General features: G+C 66.7%; 18 protein-coding genes and 1 riboswitch. Of the genes, 15 read left to right on the top strand and 3 right to left on the bottom strand.

The features are described 5' to 3' along the window. Positions 1 to 187 precede the first annotated feature (187 nt). Positions 188 to 415, bottom strand: coding sequence for a 50S ribosomal protein L31 (gene rpmE, locus ACVINW_RS06240; protein ID WP_016845230.1), 228 nt, complete (start codon positions 413 to 415; stop codon positions 188 to 190). Between the two features lie 194 nt (positions 416 to 609). Here rpmE and ACVINW_RS06235 point away from each other — a divergent pair, with 194 nt between their 5' ends. The 5 genes from ACVINW_RS06235 (at position 610) to ACVINW_RS06215 (ending at position 9,193) form a co-directional block, all read left to right on the top strand. After that, positions 610 to 2,466, top strand: coding sequence for an ABC transporter ATP-binding protein/permease (locus ACVINW_RS06235; RefSeq protein WP_456750486.1), 1,857 nt, complete (start codon positions 610 to 612; stop codon positions 2,464 to 2,466). 170 nt (positions 2,467 to 2,636) lie between these two features. Continuing rightward, on the top strand, positions 2,637 to 4,127 hold the full coding sequence (locus tag ACVINW_RS06230; protein WP_456750485.1) for an amidohydrolase family protein: 1,491 nt from the start codon (positions 2,637 to 2,639) through the stop codon (positions 4,125 to 4,127). 1 nt (position 4,128) lies between these two features. After that, positions 4,129 to 5,052: a CobW family GTP-binding protein gene (locus ACVINW_RS06225; protein WP_456750484.1), complete on the top strand. Its 924-nt coding sequence runs from the start codon at positions 4,129 to 4,131 to the stop codon at positions 5,050 to 5,052. Positions 5,053 to 5,105: 53 nt separating this feature from the next. Then, positions 5,106 to 5,301: riboswitch (cobalamin riboswitch) on the top strand. 107 nt (positions 5,302 to 5,408) lie between these two features. After that, on the top strand, positions 5,409 to 7,691 hold the full coding sequence (locus ACVINW_RS06220; RefSeq protein ID WP_456750483.1) for a TonB-dependent receptor: 2,283 nt from the start codon (positions 5,409 to 5,411) through the stop codon (positions 7,689 to 7,691). A gap of 2 nt (positions 7,692 to 7,693) precedes the next feature. Continuing rightward, on the top strand, positions 7,694 to 9,193 hold the full coding sequence (locus ACVINW_RS06215) for a PepSY domain-containing protein (RefSeq protein WP_456750482.1): 1,500 nt from the start codon (positions 7,694 to 7,696) through the stop codon (positions 9,191 to 9,193). Positions 9,194 to 9,199: 6 nt separating this feature from the next. On the opposite strand, the gene ACVINW_RS06210 is transcribed toward ACVINW_RS06215, so the two are convergent. Together ACVINW_RS06210 and gspD are read right to left on the bottom strand one after the other, a co-directional pair. Then, the gene (locus ACVINW_RS06210; RefSeq protein ID WP_456750481.1) at positions 9,200 to 9,727 is read right to left on the bottom strand and encodes a tetratricopeptide repeat protein; all 528 of its coding nucleotides are present in this window, start codon (positions 9,725 to 9,727) and stop codon (positions 9,200 to 9,202) included. Positions 9,728 to 9,749: 22 nt separating this feature from the next. Further along, entirely contained in the window at positions 9,750 to 12,062 is a 2,313-nt protein-coding gene (gene gspD / locus ACVINW_RS06205) for a type II secretion system secretin GspD (RefSeq protein ID WP_456750480.1), read from the bottom strand. 397 nt (positions 12,063 to 12,459) lie between these two features. Between gspD and ACVINW_RS06200 the strand changes: the two genes are divergently transcribed. From ACVINW_RS06200 to ACVINW_RS06155, 10 genes are read left to right on the top strand one after another with little or no spacing between them, the layout of a single operon-like run. Beyond that, positions 12,460 to 14,136: a GspE/PulE family protein gene (locus tag ACVINW_RS06200; RefSeq protein WP_456750479.1), complete on the top strand. Its 1,677-nt coding sequence runs from the start codon at positions 12,460 to 12,462 to the stop codon at positions 14,134 to 14,136. Between the two features lie 4 nt (positions 14,137 to 14,140). Continuing rightward, positions 14,141 to 15,352 carry a type II secretion system F family protein gene (locus ACVINW_RS06195; RefSeq protein WP_456750478.1) on the top strand — a complete coding sequence of 404 codons (1,212 nt, stop codon included), beginning with the start codon at positions 14,141 to 14,143 and terminating at the stop codon, positions 15,350 to 15,352. A gap of 17 nt (positions 15,353 to 15,369) precedes the next feature. Then, a complete protein-coding gene (gene gspG / locus ACVINW_RS06190; protein WP_456750477.1) occupies positions 15,370 to 15,888 on the top strand; it encodes a type II secretion system major pseudopilin GspG in 519 nt (172 codons plus the stop codon). A 22-nt stretch (positions 15,889 to 15,910) separates the two neighbouring features. Next, the gene (locus tag ACVINW_RS06185) at positions 15,911 to 16,375 is read left to right on the top strand and encodes a pilus assembly FimT family protein (protein ID WP_456750476.1); all 465 of its coding nucleotides are present in this window, start codon (positions 15,911 to 15,913) and stop codon (positions 16,373 to 16,375) included. After that, positions 16,350 to 16,760 (top strand): prepilin-type N-terminal cleavage/methylation domain-containing protein, encoded by a 411-nt coding sequence (locus ACVINW_RS06180; protein ID WP_456750475.1) that lies wholly within the window; start codon positions 16,350 to 16,352, stop codon positions 16,758 to 16,760. Before ACVINW_RS06185 ends, ACVINW_RS06180 begins: the two co-directional genes overlap by 26 nt. Next, entirely contained in the window at positions 16,757 to 17,467 is a 711-nt protein-coding gene (locus ACVINW_RS06175; protein WP_456750474.1) for a PulJ/GspJ family protein, read from the top strand. The genes ACVINW_RS06180 and ACVINW_RS06175 overlap by 4 nt, the downstream gene beginning before the upstream one ends. Next, positions 17,467 to 18,399 carry a general secretion pathway protein GspK gene (locus tag ACVINW_RS06170; protein ID WP_456750473.1) on the top strand — a complete coding sequence of 311 codons (933 nt, stop codon included), beginning with the start codon at positions 17,467 to 17,469 and terminating at the stop codon, positions 18,397 to 18,399. Before ACVINW_RS06175 ends, ACVINW_RS06170 begins: the two co-directional genes overlap by 1 nt. Next, positions 18,399 to 19,472, top strand: coding sequence for a PilN domain-containing protein (locus ACVINW_RS06165; protein WP_456750472.1), 1,074 nt, complete (start codon positions 18,399 to 18,401; stop codon positions 19,470 to 19,472). Before ACVINW_RS06170 ends, ACVINW_RS06165 begins: the two co-directional genes overlap by 1 nt. Further along, positions 19,469 to 20,032: a type II secretion system protein GspM gene (gspM, locus tag ACVINW_RS06160; RefSeq protein WP_456750471.1), complete on the top strand. Its 564-nt coding sequence runs from the start codon at positions 19,469 to 19,471 to the stop codon at positions 20,030 to 20,032. The genes ACVINW_RS06165 and gspM overlap by 4 nt, the downstream gene beginning before the upstream one ends. Beyond that, positions 20,032 to 20,676 (top strand): hypothetical protein, encoded by a 645-nt coding sequence (locus ACVINW_RS06155; protein ID WP_456750470.1) that lies wholly within the window; start codon positions 20,032 to 20,034, stop codon positions 20,674 to 20,676. Before gspM ends, ACVINW_RS06155 begins: the two co-directional genes overlap by 1 nt. Positions 20,677 to 20,682 lie beyond the last annotated feature (6 nt).

The raw sequence follows: 20,682 nt of genomic DNA, 5'->3' as shown, positions 1-20,682 counted from the left end.
TTGTTGCGCGCGCTGGGGCCACAATCCCGTTCATCACCGAATGTGGTGGTTATGGGTCGCCGGGACGACGGCGTGGAGGGAGTGGCGCGCTTGTCCATCCAACCGAGCCGGGCCGCCCCAAAAACAAAAACGCCCCCGAGACGGAGGCGTTTTGCGTTCGACCACGAGGGCGATCCCGAAGCGGACTTCAGTCCTTCTTGAGGAAGCCCGAAAACTTCTTCTGGAAGCGCGAGACGCGGCCGCCGCGGTCCATCAGCTGCTGGGTACCGCCGGTCCAGGCTGGGTGCGACTTGGGGTCGATGTCGAGGTTCAGCGTGTCGCCTTCCTTGCCCCAGGTGGAGCGGGTCAGGTACTCGGTACCGTCGGTCATGACGACCTTAATCGTATGATAATTCGGATGAATATCGGCTTTCATGACAGTTCCTTCGGCGCGCCGGCGCCCATCTCAAGACATTCAGGTACGGGATTTGGCCGGCTCTATAACCCATGGAGCCCCCCAAAACAAGCCAGGAAAGGGCTTTAAGCCCATCACCGGATTGGGACTTTACCGGATTTGCCAGCCGGGGGTCGGCGGGCCTATGTGGGGGGCAATAGAACCGGTCTAGATTGATGAGCATAGCCGAACAGCTTGAGACCCCGCACGGCGCCCCGCAGCCGCCGCGCGACGCATTGCTCGATGAGGAGGCCTTCATCGAGAGCCAGATCACGGAGCCGGCGAAGAGCCGCGCCCGCCTGCGGCCGCTGCTGGCGCTCGCGCCCTATGTGGCGCGCTACAAGGGGCGGGCGATCCTGGCGCTGATCTCGCTGACCATTGCGGCGATCACCACGCTGATCGTGCCGGTCGCGGTGCGGCGGATGATCGACATGGGCTTCACGCCCGAAGGCATCGCGATGATCAACAGCTATTTCAGCGTGATGATCGCGGTGGTCGCGGTGCTCGCCGGTGCCAGCGCCTCGCGTTACTATCTGGTGATGACGATCGGCGAACGCATCGTCGCCGATATCAGGCGCGACGTGTTCGCGCATCTGATCTCGCTGTCGCCCGCGTTCTTCGATTCCGCACGATCCGGCGAACTGGTGTCGCGGCTCACCGCCGACACCACTCAGATCAAGTCCGCGGTCGGCGCCTCGGTCTCGATCGCGCTGCGCAATCTGATGCTGTTCTTCGGCGCCGCCGCGATGATGGTGATCACGAGCCCACGGCTGTCCGGCTTCGTGCTGCTCGCGATCCCGGTCATCGTGATCCCGCTGGTCGCGTTCGGCCGCTGGGTGCGGCGGCTGTCGCGCACCGCCCAGGACACGCTGGCCAATGCCAGCGCCTATGCGAGCGAGCTCGTCAACGCGATCCGCACCGTGCAGGCCTATACCGGCGAGCGGCTCGCCAGGACACGCTTTGCCGGCGAGGTCGAGCAGGCCTATCAGGCCGCGCGCAGCTCGACCAAGGCGCGCGCGGTGCTGACGCTGATCGTGATCTTCATCGTGTTCGCCAGCGTCGTCGTAATCCTCTGGGTCGGCTCGCATGACGTGCTGGTCGGCACGATCAGTCCGGGCCGGCTCGGCCAGTTCATTCTCTATACCGCGTTCGCGGCGAGCGGCCTCGGTCAGCTCAGCGAGGTCTGGGGCGAGGTCTCGGCTGCATCGGGCGCCGCCGAGCGGCTGTTCGAGATCCTGCGCGTCAAGCCGCAGATCGCAGGCCCCGCGTCGCCGCGCGCGCTGCCGCAGCCGGCACGCGGCGATGTCGGCTTCGACAATGTCAGCTTCGCCTATCCGACCCGGCCCAATGCGCTGGCGGTCGACGGCGTCTCGCTTTCGGTTCGCTCCGGCGAGAAGGTCGCGATCGTCGGCCCGTCCGGCGCCGGCAAGAGCACGCTGTTCCATCTGCTGCTGCGCTTTTACGATCCGAAATCCGGCACCATCTCGCTCGACGGCGTGCCGATCCGGCAGGCCGATCCGGCCGAGGTGCGGGCGCGGATCGCGCTGGTGCCGCAGGATTCCGTGGTGTTCGCGGCCAGCGCCCGCGAGAACATCCGGTTCGGCCGGCCCGACGCCACCGATGCCGAGGTCGAGCGCGCCGCCGATCTTGCGCACGCCACCGAATTCCTGCGCCGGCTGCCTGAAGGTTTCGACGCCCAGCTCGGCGAGCGCGGCGTGACGCTCTCCGGCGGCCAGCGCCAGCGCATCGCGATCGCGCGCGCGATCCTGCGGGACGCACCGCTGCTGCTGCTTGATGAGGCGACCTCGGCGCTCGACGCCGAGAGCGAGACGCTGGTGCAGACCGCGCTCGAGGAATTGATGCGCCACCGCACCACGCTGGTGATCGCGCATCGCCTCGCGACCGTGCTGTCCTGCGACCGCATCCTGGTGATGGACCACGGCAAGATCGTCGAGCAGGGCACCCACGCCGAGTTGGTCGCCGCGGGCGGCCTCTATGCGCGGCTGGCGCGGCTGCAATTCGAGGGGATCTGAGCGAATTGGGGCGCCTATGCGCGCCGCCGATGCGATCCATATGCGCGGCGCGGCGGACATTCCGCCAGAGCATGTCGCCACAACCCTGACCCGGTTGCTGTGATCAGCGCGATGCGCTTCTCTGTGCTCGGAAAGCGACCGATCGGCTTCGGAATGCGGGGAGTGGCGAGATGGGTGGTTTGGTGATCAGCGGCGGCCGGGTGGTGGATCCGGCCAGCGGGATGGACGCGATCGGCGATGTCGCCGTCGTCGACGGCAAGATCGCCGCGGTGGGCACCGGGCTCGGCGGCGCGGAGCGGCAGATCGACGCGACCGGACTCGTGGTGGCGCCGGGCTTCATCGACCTGCACGCGCATGGCCAGACCATTCCGGCCGATCGCATGCAGGCGTTCGACGGGGTGACGACGACGCTCGACCTCGAGGCCGGCGTGCTGCCGGTGGCGTCCTGGTACAAGCGCCAGGCCGAGAAGGGCCGGGTGCTGAACTACGGCGCCGCCGCCAATTGGGCGTTCGCGCGGATCGGCGCGATGACCGGCTCGAATTCGGAAAGCTCGCTGGAATCGTTCGGCGCCGCGATGCGTGATCGGCGCTGGATCGAGAACGTCGCGACCGAGGGCGAGGTCGGCGGCATCCTCGAGCGTCTCGCCAATGGATTGAACGAGGGCGGCATCGGCATCGGCATCCTCAACGCCTATGCGCCGGGCGCCGGCGTGCAGGAATTGACCGCGGTGTGCCAGCTCGCGGCCAATCATGCGGTGCCGACCTTCACCCACGTCGCCTACATGTCTCGCATCGACCCCGAGAGCGCGGCCGAGGCCTATATCCGCCTGATCGGCTATGCCGGCGCCACCGGCGCGCATATGCACATCTGCCACTTCAACTCGTCGAGCAAGACCGACATTGAGCGCTGCGTTGCGCTGATCGCGAAAGCGCAGGCGCAGGGCCTGCCGATCACGGTGGAAGCCTATCCCTATGGCACCGGCTCGACCGTGCTGGCCGCGACCTTCTTCAGCGATCCGAAATTCGAGGAGCGCAACGGTCTCGGCTACGACTCAGTGCAGCGCGTGACTGACGGTCACCGCTTCGGCAGCCGCGAGGAGTTGCTGGCGGCGCAGGCCGCAGATCCCTCGGCGCTGGTGCTGTGGCATGTGCTCGATATCGAGAACAATTCGCATCATCGCGATTTGCTCGACATGGCGGTGCTGTATCCGGGCGGCGCGATCGCCTCCGACGCGATGCCCTGGACGCTGTCGGATGGCCGTCCCTATGGCGGCGACGCCTGGCCGCTGCCGGACGATGCCACCTCGCATCCGCGCTCGGCGGGTTGCTTCACCCGCTTCATCCGCGAATGGGTGCGCGAGCGCAAGAAGCTCTCGCTGCTCGAGGGCATCCGCAAATGCGCGCTGATCCCGGCCGAGATCCTGTCGGCGAGCACGCCGGCGATGCGCGCCAAGGGCAGGCTGCAGGCCGGCGCCGACGCCGACGTCGTGGTGTTCGACTACGAGACGCTGAGCGACCGCGCGACCTTCTCCGCGATGAATCGCCCGGCGGAAGGCGTGCGCCATCTCGTGGTCAGCGGCCAGCCGCTGATCAATGATGGCGTGCTCGACGTCGCGGCGCGTCCCGGCCGGCCGGTGCGCCGGCCCGTCACCGGAGGCTGAGGTGGCGGTCCCGATCCTGCTGGTCGCGGGCTTTCTCGGGGCGGGCAAGACCACGGTCGTCAACCATCTGCTGGCGCATGCGCAAGGACGGCGCATCGCCGCCGTGGTGAATGATTTCGGCGCGATCAATATCGATGCCGAGTTGATCGCGGGCGCCAGCGACGGCGTGGTCAGCCTGAGCAATGGCTGCATCTGCTGCACGCTGGAGGGCGACCTGCTGCGCACGCTCGCCAGTTTGCTGCGGCGTGATCCGTGTCCCGAGTTCATCGTGATCGAGACCAGCGGAATCGCCGATCCCGCGGACATCGTGCGCAATCTGATGGATCCCGTGATCTGGAAGGAGGCGCCGCTGGAGACCGTGCTGTGCGTGGTCGACGCCACGCAGCCGGTGGCCGCGCTGGACGATGCGCTGCTGCGCGCGCAGCTGCGGGCCGCCGATATGGTGGCGCTGAGCAAGGTCGATCTGGCCGATGCAGCCGCGTGCGCCGCGATTCGCGATGCCGTGCGCGTGGTGCGTCCGGCGGCGGTGATCGTCGATGCCGTGCATGGCGAGGTGCCGACGGAGCTGCTGTTTCCGGCGGATCTCGATCATCTGCCCGCGCCGCGCGAGACCGCGCCGCGACGGCCGGTGTCCGACCGGTTCGAGACGCTGAGCTGGACGTCGGAGCGGCAGGTATCGCTGCCGCGCCTGCAGCAGGCGATCGGCAAACTGGCGCCGAAGCTGGCGCGCGCGAAGGGCTTGTTCGAGACGGTCGAGCAGCCCGGACGGCTGACGGTGTTTCAGCTCGCCGGCGGTCGCGCGACCTTGGCTGCCGGCGGCGTGCCGGCGCCCGGCGTGCCACGCACGCGGATCGTGTTCATCGCCGAGATGGGCGCGCTCTCGCGTGCGGAGATCGATGAGGTGATGCAGGGATGCGTCGCGTGACATGAAAGCATGCGTGCGACAATCGCATCGAATTGACAGCCATGCCGACTGCACCTATCGTTTTCGCCGACGGTTCCCTTCGGGGATCAAAAGGGAATGCGGTGCGAGGGTAACCCCAATGCCGCAGCTGTCCCCGCAACTGTAAACGGCGAGCCTTTCGTCAAATTTGCCACTGGGCTATCCGCCCGGGAAGGCGTCGACAGGCGATGACCCGTGAGCCAGGAGACCTGCCGTCAGTCGTGGTCACACGCGAGCACATCGGGCGGGGGCGTCCTGGTGGGATCGGAGCACTGCCTTTTCGGCAAGGCCCCAGTCCGTGTTCGCGGTGACGTGCCACGTTACCGCGAGCCGTTTTCATGTCTCCGTCCTCTCCCGTTGCGCGCAAATGGCGCCTCGGTCTCGTCTGCTCCCTGTCATCGTTGCTGCTGCCGGCCGAAGGCTCGGCACAGACAGCTCCAACCACCAGCCTCGATCCGATCGAGGTCTCGCCCTCGGCCTCAGCGAAGCCGAAGCCTGCGGCGCGAGGCCAGAACCCGGCGGCGTCGTCGCGGCCGCGCGCGAGACCCGCAGCATCAGCGGCAGCGGGCGGCCCACCGCGTGCTGCAGCGTCGGGCACATCGGGGACGGCACCACCGACGCTCAACGCCACCACGCCAGGCAGCACCGGCAGCCGCCTCAACCTGACGCCATTGCAGACACCGGCCAGCGTCGAGATCGTCACGGCGCAGACCATTGCCGAACGCGGCCAGCACAATGTGCTCGATGCCGTCACCCAGAACGCGGCCGGGTTCATCGCAACGCCGGCGCCCGGCAATGGCGGCCTGTCGTTCAGCACCCGCGGCTTTGCCGGCAGCAACTCGGTGATGACCTTGTATGACGGCACGCGCTTCTATGTCGGCTCCGGCACCTTGACGTTCCCCTACGATACCTGGTCGACGCAGCGCATCGAGGTGCTGCGCGGTCCGGCCTCGGTGCTGTACGGCGAAGGCGCGATCGGCGGCGTCATCAACGTGATCCCGAAGAAGCCGCTCAACACATCGTATAACGAGGCCGAGGTCTCGCTCGACAGCAACATGACGCGGCGGCTCTCGGTCGACAGCACCGGTCCGATCAATCCCAATGTGTCGTACCGGATCAACGCCACCGGCAACATGTCGGCTGGCTGGGTCGATCGCGACAAGACCTCGAATGCGGTGGTCTCCGCCGCCGTCCGAGTGCAGGCGTCGGACAATCTCGCCTTCACGCTGTCCGAGGACTACGGCGACCGCAGCCCGTCGCGCTATTTCGGCACGCCGCTGATCAACGGTTCGATCCAGGACGCGCTGCGCTTCAAGAATTACAACGCATCAGACAGCGCGATCCGCTACCAGGACAGCTGGACCCAGTTCAGGACCGAATGGGATGTCGCCGACGGCATCAAGCTCAACAACACGCTGTATTATCTGGCCAGCGAGCGGCACTGGCGCGACATCGAGAACTACAGCTGGAATCCGAACACCCGGCTGATCGATCGTTCGAGCTATATCGAGATCTTCCATGACCAGAAGCAGTTCGGTAACCGGATGGATGCGACCTTCAGCGGTCGCGTGTTCGGTCTCGCGAACCAGGTCGTTGCCGGGTTCGACGTCAACCGGATCGACTTCACCCACATCAACAACTCGCCCTACGGCGGCGCGTCGTCGGTCAATCCCTACGTGTTCGATCCCGGGTCGTTCTTCGCGACCACGACGGCGACGACGCCGGGCTTCAATGCGGTCGTCAATCAATATGCGCTGTTCGCCGAGGATCGCCTGTCGCTGACCGACCAATTGTCGCTCGTGACAGGCGTCCGGTACGACCGGCCCGAGGTCGATCGGACCGACTACAAGACGCCGGCGAACAGTTTTGAAACCACGCTGTCGGGAACCAGCTGGCGCACCGGGCTGGTGTACGAGCCGATCAAGAACCTCGCATTCTATGGCCAGTATGCGGTCGGCGTCGATCCGGTCAGCAACCTGATCTCGCTGTCGACCTCGCAGAAAACGTTCCAGCTCGCGACCGGCAAGCAGGCCGAGATCGGCGTCAAGCAGTCGTTCTGGGGCGGCCGCGGCGAGTGGACGCTGGCCGCTTACGAGATCGTCAAGACCGGCCTGACGATTCCTGATCCCAGCAATCCGACCGCCGGCCTGGCATTGCAGATCGGCCAGCAATCATCCCGCGGCGTCGAAGGCTCGATCGGACTCGCGCTGAACGACGGCTGGCGTGTCGACGCCAACCTTGCGCTGCTGCGCGCCCGATACGACAACAACAGCCAGGTGGTCGGCGGCAAGATCGTCAGCTACAACGGCAATGTTCCGGTCAACGTGCCGCAGCAGGTGTCGAACGTCTGGCTAACATGGGATTTCGCGCCCAACTGGTCGGCCTATGGCGGCGTGCAGATCGTCGGTGCGATGTACTCCGATCTCGCCAACAGCCAATTGCGGCCGGGCTACAACGTGGTCAATGGCGGCATCAGATGGAAGCCTGATGACCGCACCACGGTCGCGTTCCGCGTCTACAATCTGTTCGACAAGGTCTACGCGGCGACCTCGAACGGCACCGGGCAATGGCTGCTGGGCACGCCGCGCACCGCCGAACTGTCCGTCAACGTGAAGTTCTGATCATGCGCAACGCTCTGATCCGGCGAGCGCGGCGATGGCTCTATGTCGTCCATCGCTGGATCGGCATTGCGACGTGTCTGCTGTTCGCGATGTGGTTCATCTCCGGCCTCGTCATGATGTATGTGGCGTTTCCGCGCCTCACCGACAGCGAGCGGCTGTCTGCGCTCCCGGTCATTTCGTGGGGCAAGGTGCGAGTCGCACCCGATCGCGCGATGGCGATCGCGGGGATGGAGCGCTATCCCCGCGATCTCCGGCTCTCGATGATGGACGATGTTCCGGTCTATCGCGTGACCGGCTGGAAGGGAGGCTCCGTTACGATCTCGGCGATCGACGGTGCTGTCATCGACCATGTCTCGCCGGATCAGGCACTCGCGGTCGCTCGCCATCATCCGCATGCGGTGCGGCCGCAATTGCTCGATACGGTGACACGCGACCAATGGTCGGTCACCGCACGCTTCGATCCGCTGCGGCCGCTCTATCTGATCGGCCTTGGCGATCCCGATGGCACCGAGCTCTACGTCTCCTCACGCAGCGGCGAGATCGCGCTCGACACCACGCGGCGGGAGCGTGTCTGGAACTGGCTCGGCTCGATCCCGCATTGGATCTATCCGACCGTGCTGCGCAAGGACGGGGCGCTGTGGCGGGATGTCGTGCTGTGGATCTCGGGCGTCTGCCTTGTGGTCGCGGTCACCGGCTTCTGGATCGGCATCCTCCGCCTGCGGCTGACGCGCCGCTACGCCGACGACGCCGTCTCGCCCTATCGCGGCTGGATGACCTGGCATCACGTCGCCGGCCTGATCGGGGGCATCTTCGTCCTGACCTGGATGTTCAGCGGCTGGCTGTCGCTCAATCCCGGCGGCGCGTTCTCCGCTCGCGGCATCACCCGCGAGATCGCGAGGAACTATAGCGGCCACGACGCGCCGGACATCGTGGCCGACTTTCAGTCGACGCCGTCAATACCGGCGGTGGAGGCGCGCTTCGTCTGGATCGGCGGACGCCGGCTGATGCTGCTCAGTGACGGCAACGGCGGCCGGAGCCTCGCCGATCCCGTGACCGGTGCGCCCGCGACGCTCGCGCAGGACGAGATCATCGCCGCAGCGCGCCACGCCATGCCGGGCGCTGTGATGATATCGGCGCGACGGCTCGATGAGCCGGATGCCTATTGGTACACGCTGCACCAGGCGCGCGAGCTTCCCGTGCTGCGCATCGTCTTCGACGATCCCGCCCGCACCTGGCTGCACGTTTCCCCCATCACCGCCGAAATCCTCGATCGCAGCGACGACAGCCGCCGTTCCTATCGCTGGCTGTTCAATGCGCTGCACAGCCTGGATTTTCCGTTGCTGCTGCGCATCTCGCCGGCGCGCGATGTCGTGGTGTGGCTGTTGTCGGCGGTCGGCATGATCATCTCGATCAGCGGCATCGTGATCGGCTGGCGCCGGTTGCGGCGGCCGAAGCTGCAAAGCAGGCGCGTGTCTGCGAGCCCCGCGCGGTCGAGTTCATAGCCGCAGCTACTTGACCGTCAGGTGCACGTCCCGACCGGGCAGTTCGGGGGTCCATTCCAGTGCAAATCGCTGGGCGGCAATGATCTCATAGGTCGAAAGCTTGCCTGCGACCGCATCGCGGAACCGAACATAGGCCTCGCGTTGCCGCCCGCCAGTGCGGGCCGCCGCCAGATTGAGCCATTTGTAGGCCAGCACGTAGTCGTTCGGGACGCCGTGGCCCTTGTCGTACAGCAGGCCGAGCATCGCTTGCGCGAACGGGTCTCCCAGCATCGCGCCGCGATAGTAGCAATCGGCGGCGGCGGCGTAGGCCTGCGGCACGCCGAAGCCATGCTCGTACATAAAGCCGAGCAGGCCGAGGGCTCTTGCATTGCCGCGTTCGGCGGCCGGCGAGAGCTCGCGAAACGCCTGGGCATAATCGCCGCGATGGAAGGCGGCCGTCCCGCGCGCCGCGATGTCGGCGCTCGCGGCTGAAGCGGTCAAGGCCCAAAGCGCGATCGCGGCAGAGGCGCAGTAGCTGGTCCGTTGCGCACACATGCGGAGCATCCTGTCGTCCGGCTCAGTGATAGCTGGTGGTGATCGGTGCATTGGTCGATGTCGTGGCGATGCTGCCACGCAACTTCGATCGCAGCTCCTCGGCCACGACCTGGGCGTCGGTGCCGTTGCGGATGATCTGCGGGCGGATGAAGATGATCAGCTCGGTGCGCTGGGTACCGTTGCTCTGATGTCCGAAGGCATCTCCGAGGCCGGGAATCTGGTCCAGCACCGGAAGCGCATTGCGGGCGCCGCTTTGCTGTTCGCTGATCAGGCCCGCCAGCAGCACGGTCTGGCCGTTGGCCACAGAAATCTGGCTCTTGACCCGCCGTTCCGACACCGTCGGCGTCAGGTTCACCGTGCTGCCGCTGCTCTGGGGAACGTTGCTGATCTCCTGCTCGACATCGAGCCGCACCGTGCCGTTCACGCTGACGCGGGGCGAAACCTTCAGGATGATGCCGGTGTTGCGATAGTCGATGGTGTTGACCACCGTGTTGCTGGTGGTCAGCACCGTCGCGCTGCCGGTCGACACCGGGACGACGTCGCCGACCTGCAAGGTGGCGACCTGGTTGTTGATCACGACCAGCGAGGGATTGGACAGCACCTTGACGCTGGTGACGGCGTGCAGCGCGTCCAGGATCAGGCTTGGCTGCGTCGCGTTTCCGATCAGGAAATTGAAGCCGGGAAAGGCCTGGTTGATGTAGGCATTGGTGAGCGAGCCCGCGGCGCTGACGATCCCGGTGGTCGCATCCGTCGTGGTCGCGGGCGCCGCGGTTGCCTGAGTGCCGAGGATCGAGCCGGTGTTCGGCTTCAGCCCGAGGTTCTGGCTGGTGAGGTAGGTCTGCACGCCATAGGACAGGGTATTGTTGAGCGTGACCTCGGCGATCGTGGCGTCGATCGCGACCTGGAGTTGCGGCTCGTCGATCTGCAGCAAGGTCGCCTCGATGATGCGATAGTTGGCCTGGTCGGCGTAGATCAGCAGATTGTTGTTCACGACGTCGGGCGTGATCCGCACGTCCTGCATGACCGGCTGACCGTTGCCGCCGCTGGCACCGCGGCCGCTATCCAGCGCGGCGTTGTTGCCCTGACCTTGATTGTTGGGATTGTTCGATTGGCCGCCGGCGCCAAATCCCTGGCCGAGACCCTGGCCCGTCGAGCCGGTCCCTGACGTGCCGCGGGATGCGAAGCTGCCCATGCTCGAATTCGAGCCGTTGTTGTTGTTGAGCGACAGGCGGTCGGCGACGCTCGAGCTCGACGAGGTGCCGGAGCCGGGCGCGAGCTGGCTGTCGGCGCTGTCGAGCAGATTGCCGGACGAGCCGCCGAGGAACATGTCGGTCAGGACCCGCGCGATCTGGCGCGCATCGCCGTATTTGACGCGGTAGACATGGACCGTGGTGCGCGCGGTGTCGTTGCGGTCGAGCCGCTTGATCCAGGTCGCGGCCGTATGCAGCATGTCCGGCTTCTTGGTCACGACCAGGATCGCGTTGAGGCGCGCAATCGGCATGAACTTGATGACGTTCTGGCTGAGCCCGTTCTCGCCGGAATCGACGATCTTCTCCAGCTCGGCGATGACGGGCGCCGGCGAGCCGCTCGAGATCGGGAAGATGCCGACCGATTGGCCGCGCATCCAGTCGACGTCGAAGCTGAGGACGGTGTCGACCGCGGTGCGGCGCTCGGCGCCGGTGCCCTGGATCAGCAGCAGGTTGCGGGTCGTGTCGGCGCGGATTGCGCCCGCCCTGGTGGCGAAGCTGTCGGTCAGCTTCAGCAGGGTCTGGGCCGACACATATTGCAGCGGAACCACCGAGATGCCGAAGCCGGGTTCCGGATTGGCCGCCGCGGCATCGACGCGGCCGCCGCCGACGGCGTCGCCGAGCGGCGTCAGACGATAGCCTGCCGTATCCTTGAGCAACACCACGCCGCTGAGGCGGAGCGCATTCTCAAGCACGAAAACCATGTCGGATTTCGGCACCGGGCGGACCGACACCAGGCTCACCGTGCCCTGCACCCGCGGGTCGATGGTGTAGCCGACATGCAGGATGTCGCCGAGCACGACCTTGGCGACGGTCGCCACCGGCGTGCTCTCGAAATTCAGGTCGAAGCCATTGCCATTCGATGCCGGTTGCGGCCGCGCGTCGACCACCGCGGTGACTTCGCTGCCCTCATACATCGCGGCGCGGACGCTGCCGTTCTGGCTGCCCTGTGTCCCTGCCAGCGCGTTCACCTGTTGCGGCTGGCGCGGCAGCAGATCCAGCGAGCGTACCTTGTCGGTGACGTCGAGCTGGGACGCATCGACGCTTTCGCTGACCGTCGCGGAATTGCACGACGCCAACAACCCCATTGACGCCAAGGCAAAAATGGCTGCCAGGCCGCCACGGATCGTCGGGCAGCGGCCCACTGTGCCTACGCGTTGCATGAAGGCCCTTCGCTCTTACTAACTGATATTGCGATTGTCTGCGACGATCGGTCCTACCCCGCAGGGACTCTTAGCGATCGAACATGACAGAAATAAATTGGTTACATGATTGTCGTTCGCGACCCTCCCCACGCCCCGCACCAAAATCGTGCACCGTGTCCGCGATGCCACGTCAAGGTTTCTTGAGTGCGGCGAGCGATCTGACTTCGCACAGCTGTCACACTTCGGATCGATAACCGCAGAACTGCCGGGAGCCGAATGCGGCGGCACGCAGCGGCCCTTGGCACGGACTGATCCGGGATAGTGTGGCGGGATATAGGGAATGGCCAACGACCTGTCCGTTCGGTTCGTGGATTATCTGCGTCAGAACAATCACCTGGCGCCGGTCGACGGATCGGCTGAGCGGACCGGGCCGGGGGCCGACGTCAGGCAGCTGAAGCTGTGGGAGATCACCAGTCTCTCACCGACCGAATTCGCAGACGAGGCCGCGCGTTTCTTCGCGCTCGGCCGTCTGACGCTTCAGGACATGACCTCGGCCGAGCCGCTGGTCGGGTCGTTCTCGCCGCGTTTCCTGCGTGAGACCATGGTCTATCCGTGCCGGACGGCCGGCGGGGTCACCGTGCTCGCGGTGGTCGATCCGACCGACCAGGCGACCTTGCGGGCGGCACAGATCGTGCTTGGCGCCGGCATCGAGGTGAAGGTGGCGTCGTCGGAAGACGTCGCCATCGCGCTGAACAACGCCTCCAGCGCCGAGGAGACCGAAGGCGCCGATCCGGCGGCGGCGCTGCCCCGCGAAGACGACATCGAGAGCCTGCGCGATCTCGCCAGCGGCGCACCGGTGGTGCGCGCGGTCAACGACCTGATCGAGAAGGCCGTCGAGCTCCGCGCCAGCGACATCCATATCGAGCCGTTTTCCGCGGGCCTCATGGTGCGGTTGCGGATCGACGGCCTGCTGCGGCCGGTCGCGGCGCTGTCGGGTGTGCTGCCGCAGGCGGTGGTCTCCCGCATCAAGATCATCGCCAACCTCAATATCGCCGAGCGTCGTTTGCCGCAGGATGGCGCGGCACGGCTGCGGGCCGGGCGGACCGACATCGATATCCGTGTCGCGATCATGCCGACGCAGCATGGCGAGTCCTGTGTCATCCGTATCCTGCCCAAGGATCGCGGCCTGCTGGTCGTCGAGAAGCTCGGGTTTTCGGAGCCCGACGAAGCCAAGCTGCGTCGGCTGTTGAAGCTGCCGCACGGCATGGTCGTGATCACCGGGCCGACCGGCAGCGGCAAGACCACGACCTTGGCGACGATCCTGTCGATCCTCAACGAGCCGAGCCGCAAGATCCTGACGATCGAGGATCCGGTGGAATACGAGCTCCCCGGCGTCAACCAGTCCCAGATCAAGCCGGCGATCGGCCTGACCTTCGCCACCGCGCTGCGTTCCTTCGTCCGCCAGGACCCTGACGTGATCATGGTCGGTGAAATCCGCGATTCCGAGACGGCGCATGTCGCGGTGCATGCGGCGCTGACCGGGCATCTGGTGCTGACGACGCTGCACACCGAGACCGCGGCTGCCGCGGTGCCGCGCCTGCTCGACCTCGGGGTCGAAGGCTATCTGCTGCGTTCGGTGCTGCGCGGCGTCATCGCGCAGCGCCTGGTCCGGCAATTGTGCGAGCGCTGCAAGACGGCGCGGCCGCTGGCCGCCGCCGATTTCACCGAGGATTCCCGGCTCGCGGCGATCGGCTTCAAGGCCGGCGAGATCATTCACGAGCCTTGCGGCTGCGAACGGTGCGGTGGAACCGGTTATCGCGGCCGCCTCGGCGCATTCGAATTGCTCGAGCTGTCCAATGAATTGCGCGAACTGATCGGGGAGCGGACTGACGGGCTGAAGATCGATACCATGGCGATCCGCTCGGGCATGACCACGATGCTCGATGACGGGGTCGCCAAATGCCGCGCCGGATTGACCTCGCCCGCCGAGATCCTCCGCGTCGCGACGGTGCGGTGACGCTGTGCCGAATTATCGCTATCGCGCGTTGACCCAGGCCGGCGAGATCGTGAACGGCACGATCTCCGCCCCGACCGCGGCCGAAGTGGCGCGGCGGATCGAATATCTGAAGCTGCTGCCGATCGAAACCACCGAGGACAGGCGCGCGTCCGGCGCCGCCGGCGGCCGCAGCCTGTTCGGCGGCCCGAGTGCCGCCGAGGTCACCACGTTCACGCGCGATCTCGCGCTATTGCTGAAAGCCGGCGCGCGTCTCGACGATGCGCTGGAGCTGTTATCCGGCGATGCCGACGTCGGGCGGATGCGTCCGGTGGTGGCGAAAATCCGCGCCGCTCTGCTCACCGGCGAGAGCTTTGCCGACGCGGTGGCGGATCATCCGACCCTGTTCCAGCCGATGTACATCGCTCTCGTTCGGGTCGGCGAAATCTCGGGCACGCTGGATTCCGTGCTGGAGATGCTGGGCACCGAACGCGCGCGCTCCGAGCAGATGCGGCGCAAGCTGACCGACGCGATGCAGTACCCGGCCTTCGTGCTGGTCGCGGCGTCAGGCGTGATGCTGTTCTTCCTGCTGTTCGTGCTGCCGCAATTCTCGACCGTGCTGGGCGACTTCGGCGGCAAATCGGATACCGCGCTCGCGAGCTTCATCGCGGTGTCGGACTTCCTGCGCGCCAATGCCACGGCGGCAAGCTTGATCAGTGCGGCGACGATCGCACTTGCGTGGTGGCTGCTGCGGCAGGCCCGGGTGCGCGCCGCGCTGGTCAACGGCATTTCGCGGGTGCCCGGCATCAGCAGTGCCTTCCAGTTCTACCGTGCCAGCCTGTTCTGCCGCAATCTCGGCGTCCTGCTCGGCAGCGGCGTCAATCTCACGGCCGCATTGCGCATCCTGGTCGACATCATGGCGGTGACCGGAAGCGAGGCGAACTGGACGGCCGCCGCCGACCGCGTCCGCCATGGCGGAAAATTATCGGAAGCGCTCGCGGTGGCGGACAGCCTGCCGCCGATGGCGGTCCGCATGCTGCGGCTCGGCGAAGAGACCGGCCAGCTGCCGGTGCTGGCCGGGCGGGTCGCGGAATTCTACGAAGCAAAATTGCAGCGCAGCCTGGACCGGGTCGTCGGCATCGTCGGTCCGCTGGCGATCATCACGATCAGCACCGTGGTCGGCGGCTTGATCGTGTCGGTCATGACAGCGCTGCTCTCGGTCACGCAGCTAGTCGGTTAGAGCAGAGGTCATCGGTCATGATATCGCGCAACAGCATCATCGAGGCATATTCCACGCGGGCGGCACGCGATCGCGCCCGATCGCAAGCGGCAAGTCGTTCGGGCGAGGCGGGCTTCACCCTGGTCGAGATGCTGGTGGTGATCGCGATCATCGGCCTCATCATGGGGTTGATCGGGCCGCGCGTGCTCAACTATCTCAGCGAGTCCAAGGTCAAGACCGCGCGCATCCAGCTGCAGAGCTTCTCCAGCGCGCTCGACCTGTTCTATCTCGACGCCGGACGCTTCCCGTCGACGGCGGAGGGACTTGCCGCGCTGGTCCGGCGTACGCCCGGTGTCGCGGCCTGGAACGGCCCGTATCTGAAGGGCGGCAACGTCCCGAACGATCCGTGGAATCACCCTTATCTCTATCGCTCGCCCGGCGAGCACGGGCCCTATGACATCGTCTCCTATGGCTCCGACGGTCAGGAGGGTGGCAGCGGCACATCGGCCGACATCTCGCTCGAGAAGACCACGGCCTCCAGCAACGACCAGCAGTGACGGATAAGGATGCACGGCAAGCATGAATGACGCGACGCAGCGCGGATTCACCCTGCTCGAGATGGTGTGCGTGCTCGCCATCATCGCGCTGCTTTCGGCCGTGCTGCTTCCGTTCATTCCGCACCAGACCTCGCGGTCGCGGTTGCAGGCCTACGCGCTGCAGGCCGCGACGCTGCTGAAGGCCGACCGCAATGCCGCGATCGAGCGCAGCAGCAGCGTCGCGACGCTGGTCGATGCGCCGAGCCGGGTGATCCACTCCGGCGCGTCGCGCATGATGGTGCGGATCCCCGATGACGTGCGGTTCGACGCCGTGCTGCCGCAGAGCTGTCAGCGCCGCGCGGCACTGTCGACCATCCGCTTCTTCGCCAATGGCGGTTCCTGCGGCGGCTCCATCGCGCTGACGCGGCTCGATGCGGGATATGAGGTCCGCGTCAACTGGCTCACCGGAAGGGTTGAAATCGTTGCTCGCGACGTCACCGCCAACTAACCGCAGGGATGCGGGGTTCACCATCATCGAAGTGCTGGTGGCACTGGCGCTGGTGGCTGTCTCGATCGTTGCGATCGGCGCCGTGATGGGGGCCAAGACGCGCGGCGTAAAGGCCATGGAGCAGCACGTCGCGCTGATGCAGGCGGTGCGTACCTTGATGACAATCGGCATTCCGCCGCGCGCCGAATTGCAGCCGGGCAGCTCGACCGGGCAGGCGGAGGGCTATCGCTGGACCATCGACGTCAGTCCGCTCGGCGGCGAGTGGACCGTGCCCGAGGGCAACGTGCCCTGGGCTCCGGAGCTCGTGCGGATTCGCGTCAAATCGCCGGCCGGTGCATTGTCCGACATTCGCACCGTACGCCTGATGCCGAGGTCTTCGGAATGACCCGCGCCGGCACAGCACAGCGCACGGGTGAGCGCGGCTTCACGCTGATCGAGGCCATCGTCGCGTTGGCGCTGATGGGGCTGCTGTTGTCGGCGCTCGCCAGCATCACGGCGCAATGGCTGCCGAGCTGGAACAAGGGGCTCGACCGGATCCAGCGCAGCGAATTGATTGGGATCGCGCTGGAGCGGATCGGCGTCGACCTCGCCGCGGCAGAATTCGTCGCCGCCAACCGCGATACCCACAAGCCGCTGTTCGACGGATCGGAATTGTCGGTCACCTTCGTGCGGACGTCGGTGGGGCCGAATGCCGGGCCGGGCCTCGACGTGGTGCGCCTCGGCGAGGTCAGGGATCGCGGCGAGTTCGTCACGGTTCGCACGCAGGCGCGCTTCACGCCGCTGGCCGATGGCGTGTCGCTGTCGGAGCAGGTGCATCTCGACAGCCCGGTCGTGCTGCTGCGCGCGCCGTATCGGCTGTCCTTTGCCTATGCCGGGCCTGACCGGGCCTGGAAGGGCGCGTGGAAGGATGCCGAGAAGCTGCCGGCGATGATCCGACTGACCGTGCGTGACGCAGCGAGCCAGCGCGTGCTGTCGGTGTCGACCATCGCCCCGCTCCACGTCCAAATCCCGAGCGACTGCACCAAGCCCGACGGCAATTGCGGCGACAAGCCAAGCTCCGATACTGTTGCCACCGACCAGGGGAAGACGTGATGGGCGCGTCCGGCAACAGCGGCCGATCGCCGGCCGACCGCGGCTTCGTCATCGTCGCGGTGCTCTGGATCCTGCTCGCGCTGTCGTCGCTGGCGATCATCGTCTCGGCCTATCTGGCCGCCTCGGCGCGCGCGCTGGCGGCCAGCGACATCTCGTTGCAGACCGAGGCGCTGGTGTCGGCCGGGCTCGAACTCACCGCCTACCAGCTGACGCTGACCGACGACAAGACGCGGCCGCAATACGGCGCGTTTCATTTCGGGCTCGACGACGCCAGCGTCACTGTCAGCTTCACGTCGGAGGCCGGCCGGCTCGATCTGAACTACGCATCGAAGGAGATGCTGAGCGGGCTGTTCGTCGTGCTCGGGGCCCGGAAGGACGCGGCCAGCGAATATGCCGACCGGATCGTCGGCTGGCGGACCCGGCCCACGCCGGGCAGCGAGAATGTCGAGGCCGCGCGCTACAATGCGCTGGGCTATGCGCCGCGGCAGGGGCTGTTCACCCATGTCAATGAGCTGGCGCTGGTCGCCGGCATCCCCGAAGCCTTTGTCGATCGTGTGCTGCCGTTCGTGACGGTGTTCAACGGCAGCCCGGATGTCGATCCGACCATCGCCGCGCCGGAACTCGCGCTCGCCGTGGACAAGGCATCGGGCAAGCAACCAGACGGCTTCGGCTCGGCTGCTGTTGGGGCGAGCGCTCCTTCGCCGAACGGCGGCCTCCCGGCCGGATCGCAGGCGCCGAGCCCGCAGAGCGCGGCCTCGACGGCGCAGAGCCCATGCTACCGGATCGCCGTGTCGATCCGATTCCGCAACGGTCATCGCACCGATTCCGAGGCGGTGATTGCACTCGGCGACAAGGCCGAGCCCTATCGTGTGTTGTCCTGGCAGAACGACGTCGAACCGCGCGTGACGGTTCTGCCGCGGGGGAGAGGTTGATGGCGATACTTGCCGAAGCACGGCATTGGTTCGAGCAATGGATTGGCGCGGTTGCGACGGCCGTCGACGGCGTCGCGGGCCGGTTCATGCGCCGGCGCAGCGTCGCGCTTGACGAGAATGGCGACGGCAGCTTCACCGCGCGCCTTGCGGCGGCGAAGGACGGCGCGCCGTCGACGCCGGTTTCGTTCCGCCTCGATCATGATGTGCCGCAGCCACCGCTGCCGGCGGAGTGGAAGACCGCGTTCGACGGCAGTCGCATCGAGGTGCGCTTGCGCTCCGATCACATCGTCAGCCGCGTGCTCGATTTCCCGAGCCAGGCCGGCGACTTCCTCGACGGCATGATCCGCGCCCAGGTCGACCGGCTGACGCCATGGACTGCCGCCGATGCGGTGTTCGGCTGGGGCGCGCCGCAGCCGATCGCCAATGACCGCATCGAAGTTGCGTTCGGTGCGACCGCGGCGGCCAAGGTCGATCCGCTGGTCCGGATGGCGCGGCAGCTCGGCGCCGCTTCCGTTGCGGTCTCGGCGCCGGCGGTCGGCAGCGACGGCGCGACGCAGCAGGTGATGCTGCTCGACAAATCGCTGCGCGGCCTGGCCGGACCTCAGGTTCCCCGGCTGTTGCGCATCGGGCTGATCTCGACGGCGGCGGCCGCGGCGGTCTCGCTGCTGCTCAACATCTATCTCGGCGGCTGGCTGCAATCCGAGCAGAAGGACCTGCAGCACCGGATCTCGCAGCGCCGCGCCGCGTTGCGTCTCGATACCAACGGCGATTCGTCCGGGCTCGGGCTGCTCGCCAAGCGCAAGCAGACCACGCCGTCGAGCGTCATGGTTCTGGAGGCGATCTCGCGCGTGCTGCCCGATACGACCTATGTGACGGAGCTCCGCATCGAGAACAACAAGGTGCAGGTGGTCGGACTGACCCAGGATGCGCCATCGCTGATCCGCTTGCTGGAGCAGTCGCCGCAATTCACCCGCGCGACCTTCTTCGCGCCGACGACGCGCGCGGCCAATGAGACGGCGGAGCGGTTCCACGTCGAGGCCAACATCTCAGCCTATTTTGGGTCCGGCTCATGAGCGCAGCATCCCGATCGCTGACCGCCGTCAGCACCTCGCCGCTGGTCGCGAGCGCGAGCTATCTCGGCCTGTTCGTGCTGCCGCTGTTTGTCGTCATCTCGTCGCTCTCTGACATCATCGGCCTGCGCAGCGATGTTGCGGCATCGGCCGGACTGCTGGAACAGCTGGAGGGGCGGTCCAAGGCGAACACCGCGCCCGGCCAGCCCGCGATGCCGACCGGATCGGCCTATCTCGAGGGCGCGACCGTCACGGTTGCCGGCGCCACCTTGCTGCAACGCGTGTCGGGCGCGGTGATCAAGGCCGGCGGGAACGTGCTGTCGACGCAGCTCGACGTTCCGAACGCGCCGGCCAAGGCCGGCTTCATCAGCATGGTCGCGAGCTCCGAGATCGAACAGGCGCAGTTGCAGCAGGTGCTCTACGATCTCGAGGCCGGCATGCCGTTCCTGTTCATCGACCAATTGGTCGTGCAACCCGTCGCCGACGAGGCCGCCAAGGGCGCCGATCCCGGCAAGCTGCGCGTGCTGCTCGGCGTATCCGGACAATGGCGAGGAGCCAAATGATGCGACGCTTTGCAGCGACCATCCTGCTGTTGGCGGTGTCGGCCTCTTCCGCGCCGGCGGCCGTGCCTGACCGGGCCGGCGACGCCCTGGACGCCGGCATGCTCGACGACACCCGTCTGGGTGGACCGGTGCTGAGTTCGCCGCCGTCTTCCGAACCGGTGACATCGGTCCGGGTGGCGCCCGTGCCGGCCCCGGCGCCGCGGCCGCTCAGCGCAAATCCGCTGTGGGGGATTCCGCTCAAGACGCTGTCCAACACGCGCGACCGTCCGGTGTTCTCGCCGTCGCGGCGGCCGCCGCCGGCCGTGGTCGCGGAACCGGAAGTCAGCAAGCCACCGCCGCCACCGCCGCGCAAGGTGGCGGCCGAGCCGCCGCCGCTGTCGCTGGTCGGCACCATCGCCGGCGACGACGAGAGCTTCGGGATATTCCTCGACCAATCGAACAAGACCGCCTTGCGGCTGAAGCTCGGCGACGAGTTCCAGGGATGGAAGCTGCGCACCATCAAGGGGCGCGAAGTCACGATGCAGAAAGACGAGCAGGGGGCGGTGCTCACACTGCCCGAGCCCGGCGGTGACGAGAACGGCGATGCCCGCATCGTTCCGGTCAGCACCGAGAGGATGCCGCTTGCCGCGCGGCGCCAGAAGTGATGGCGC

The sequence above is a fragment of the Bradyrhizobium sp. USDA 4461 genome, assembly GCF_054055655.1.
Note: the sequence above shows the minus strand (reverse complement) of the source record. Positions and strands in the feature narration are given on the sequence as shown.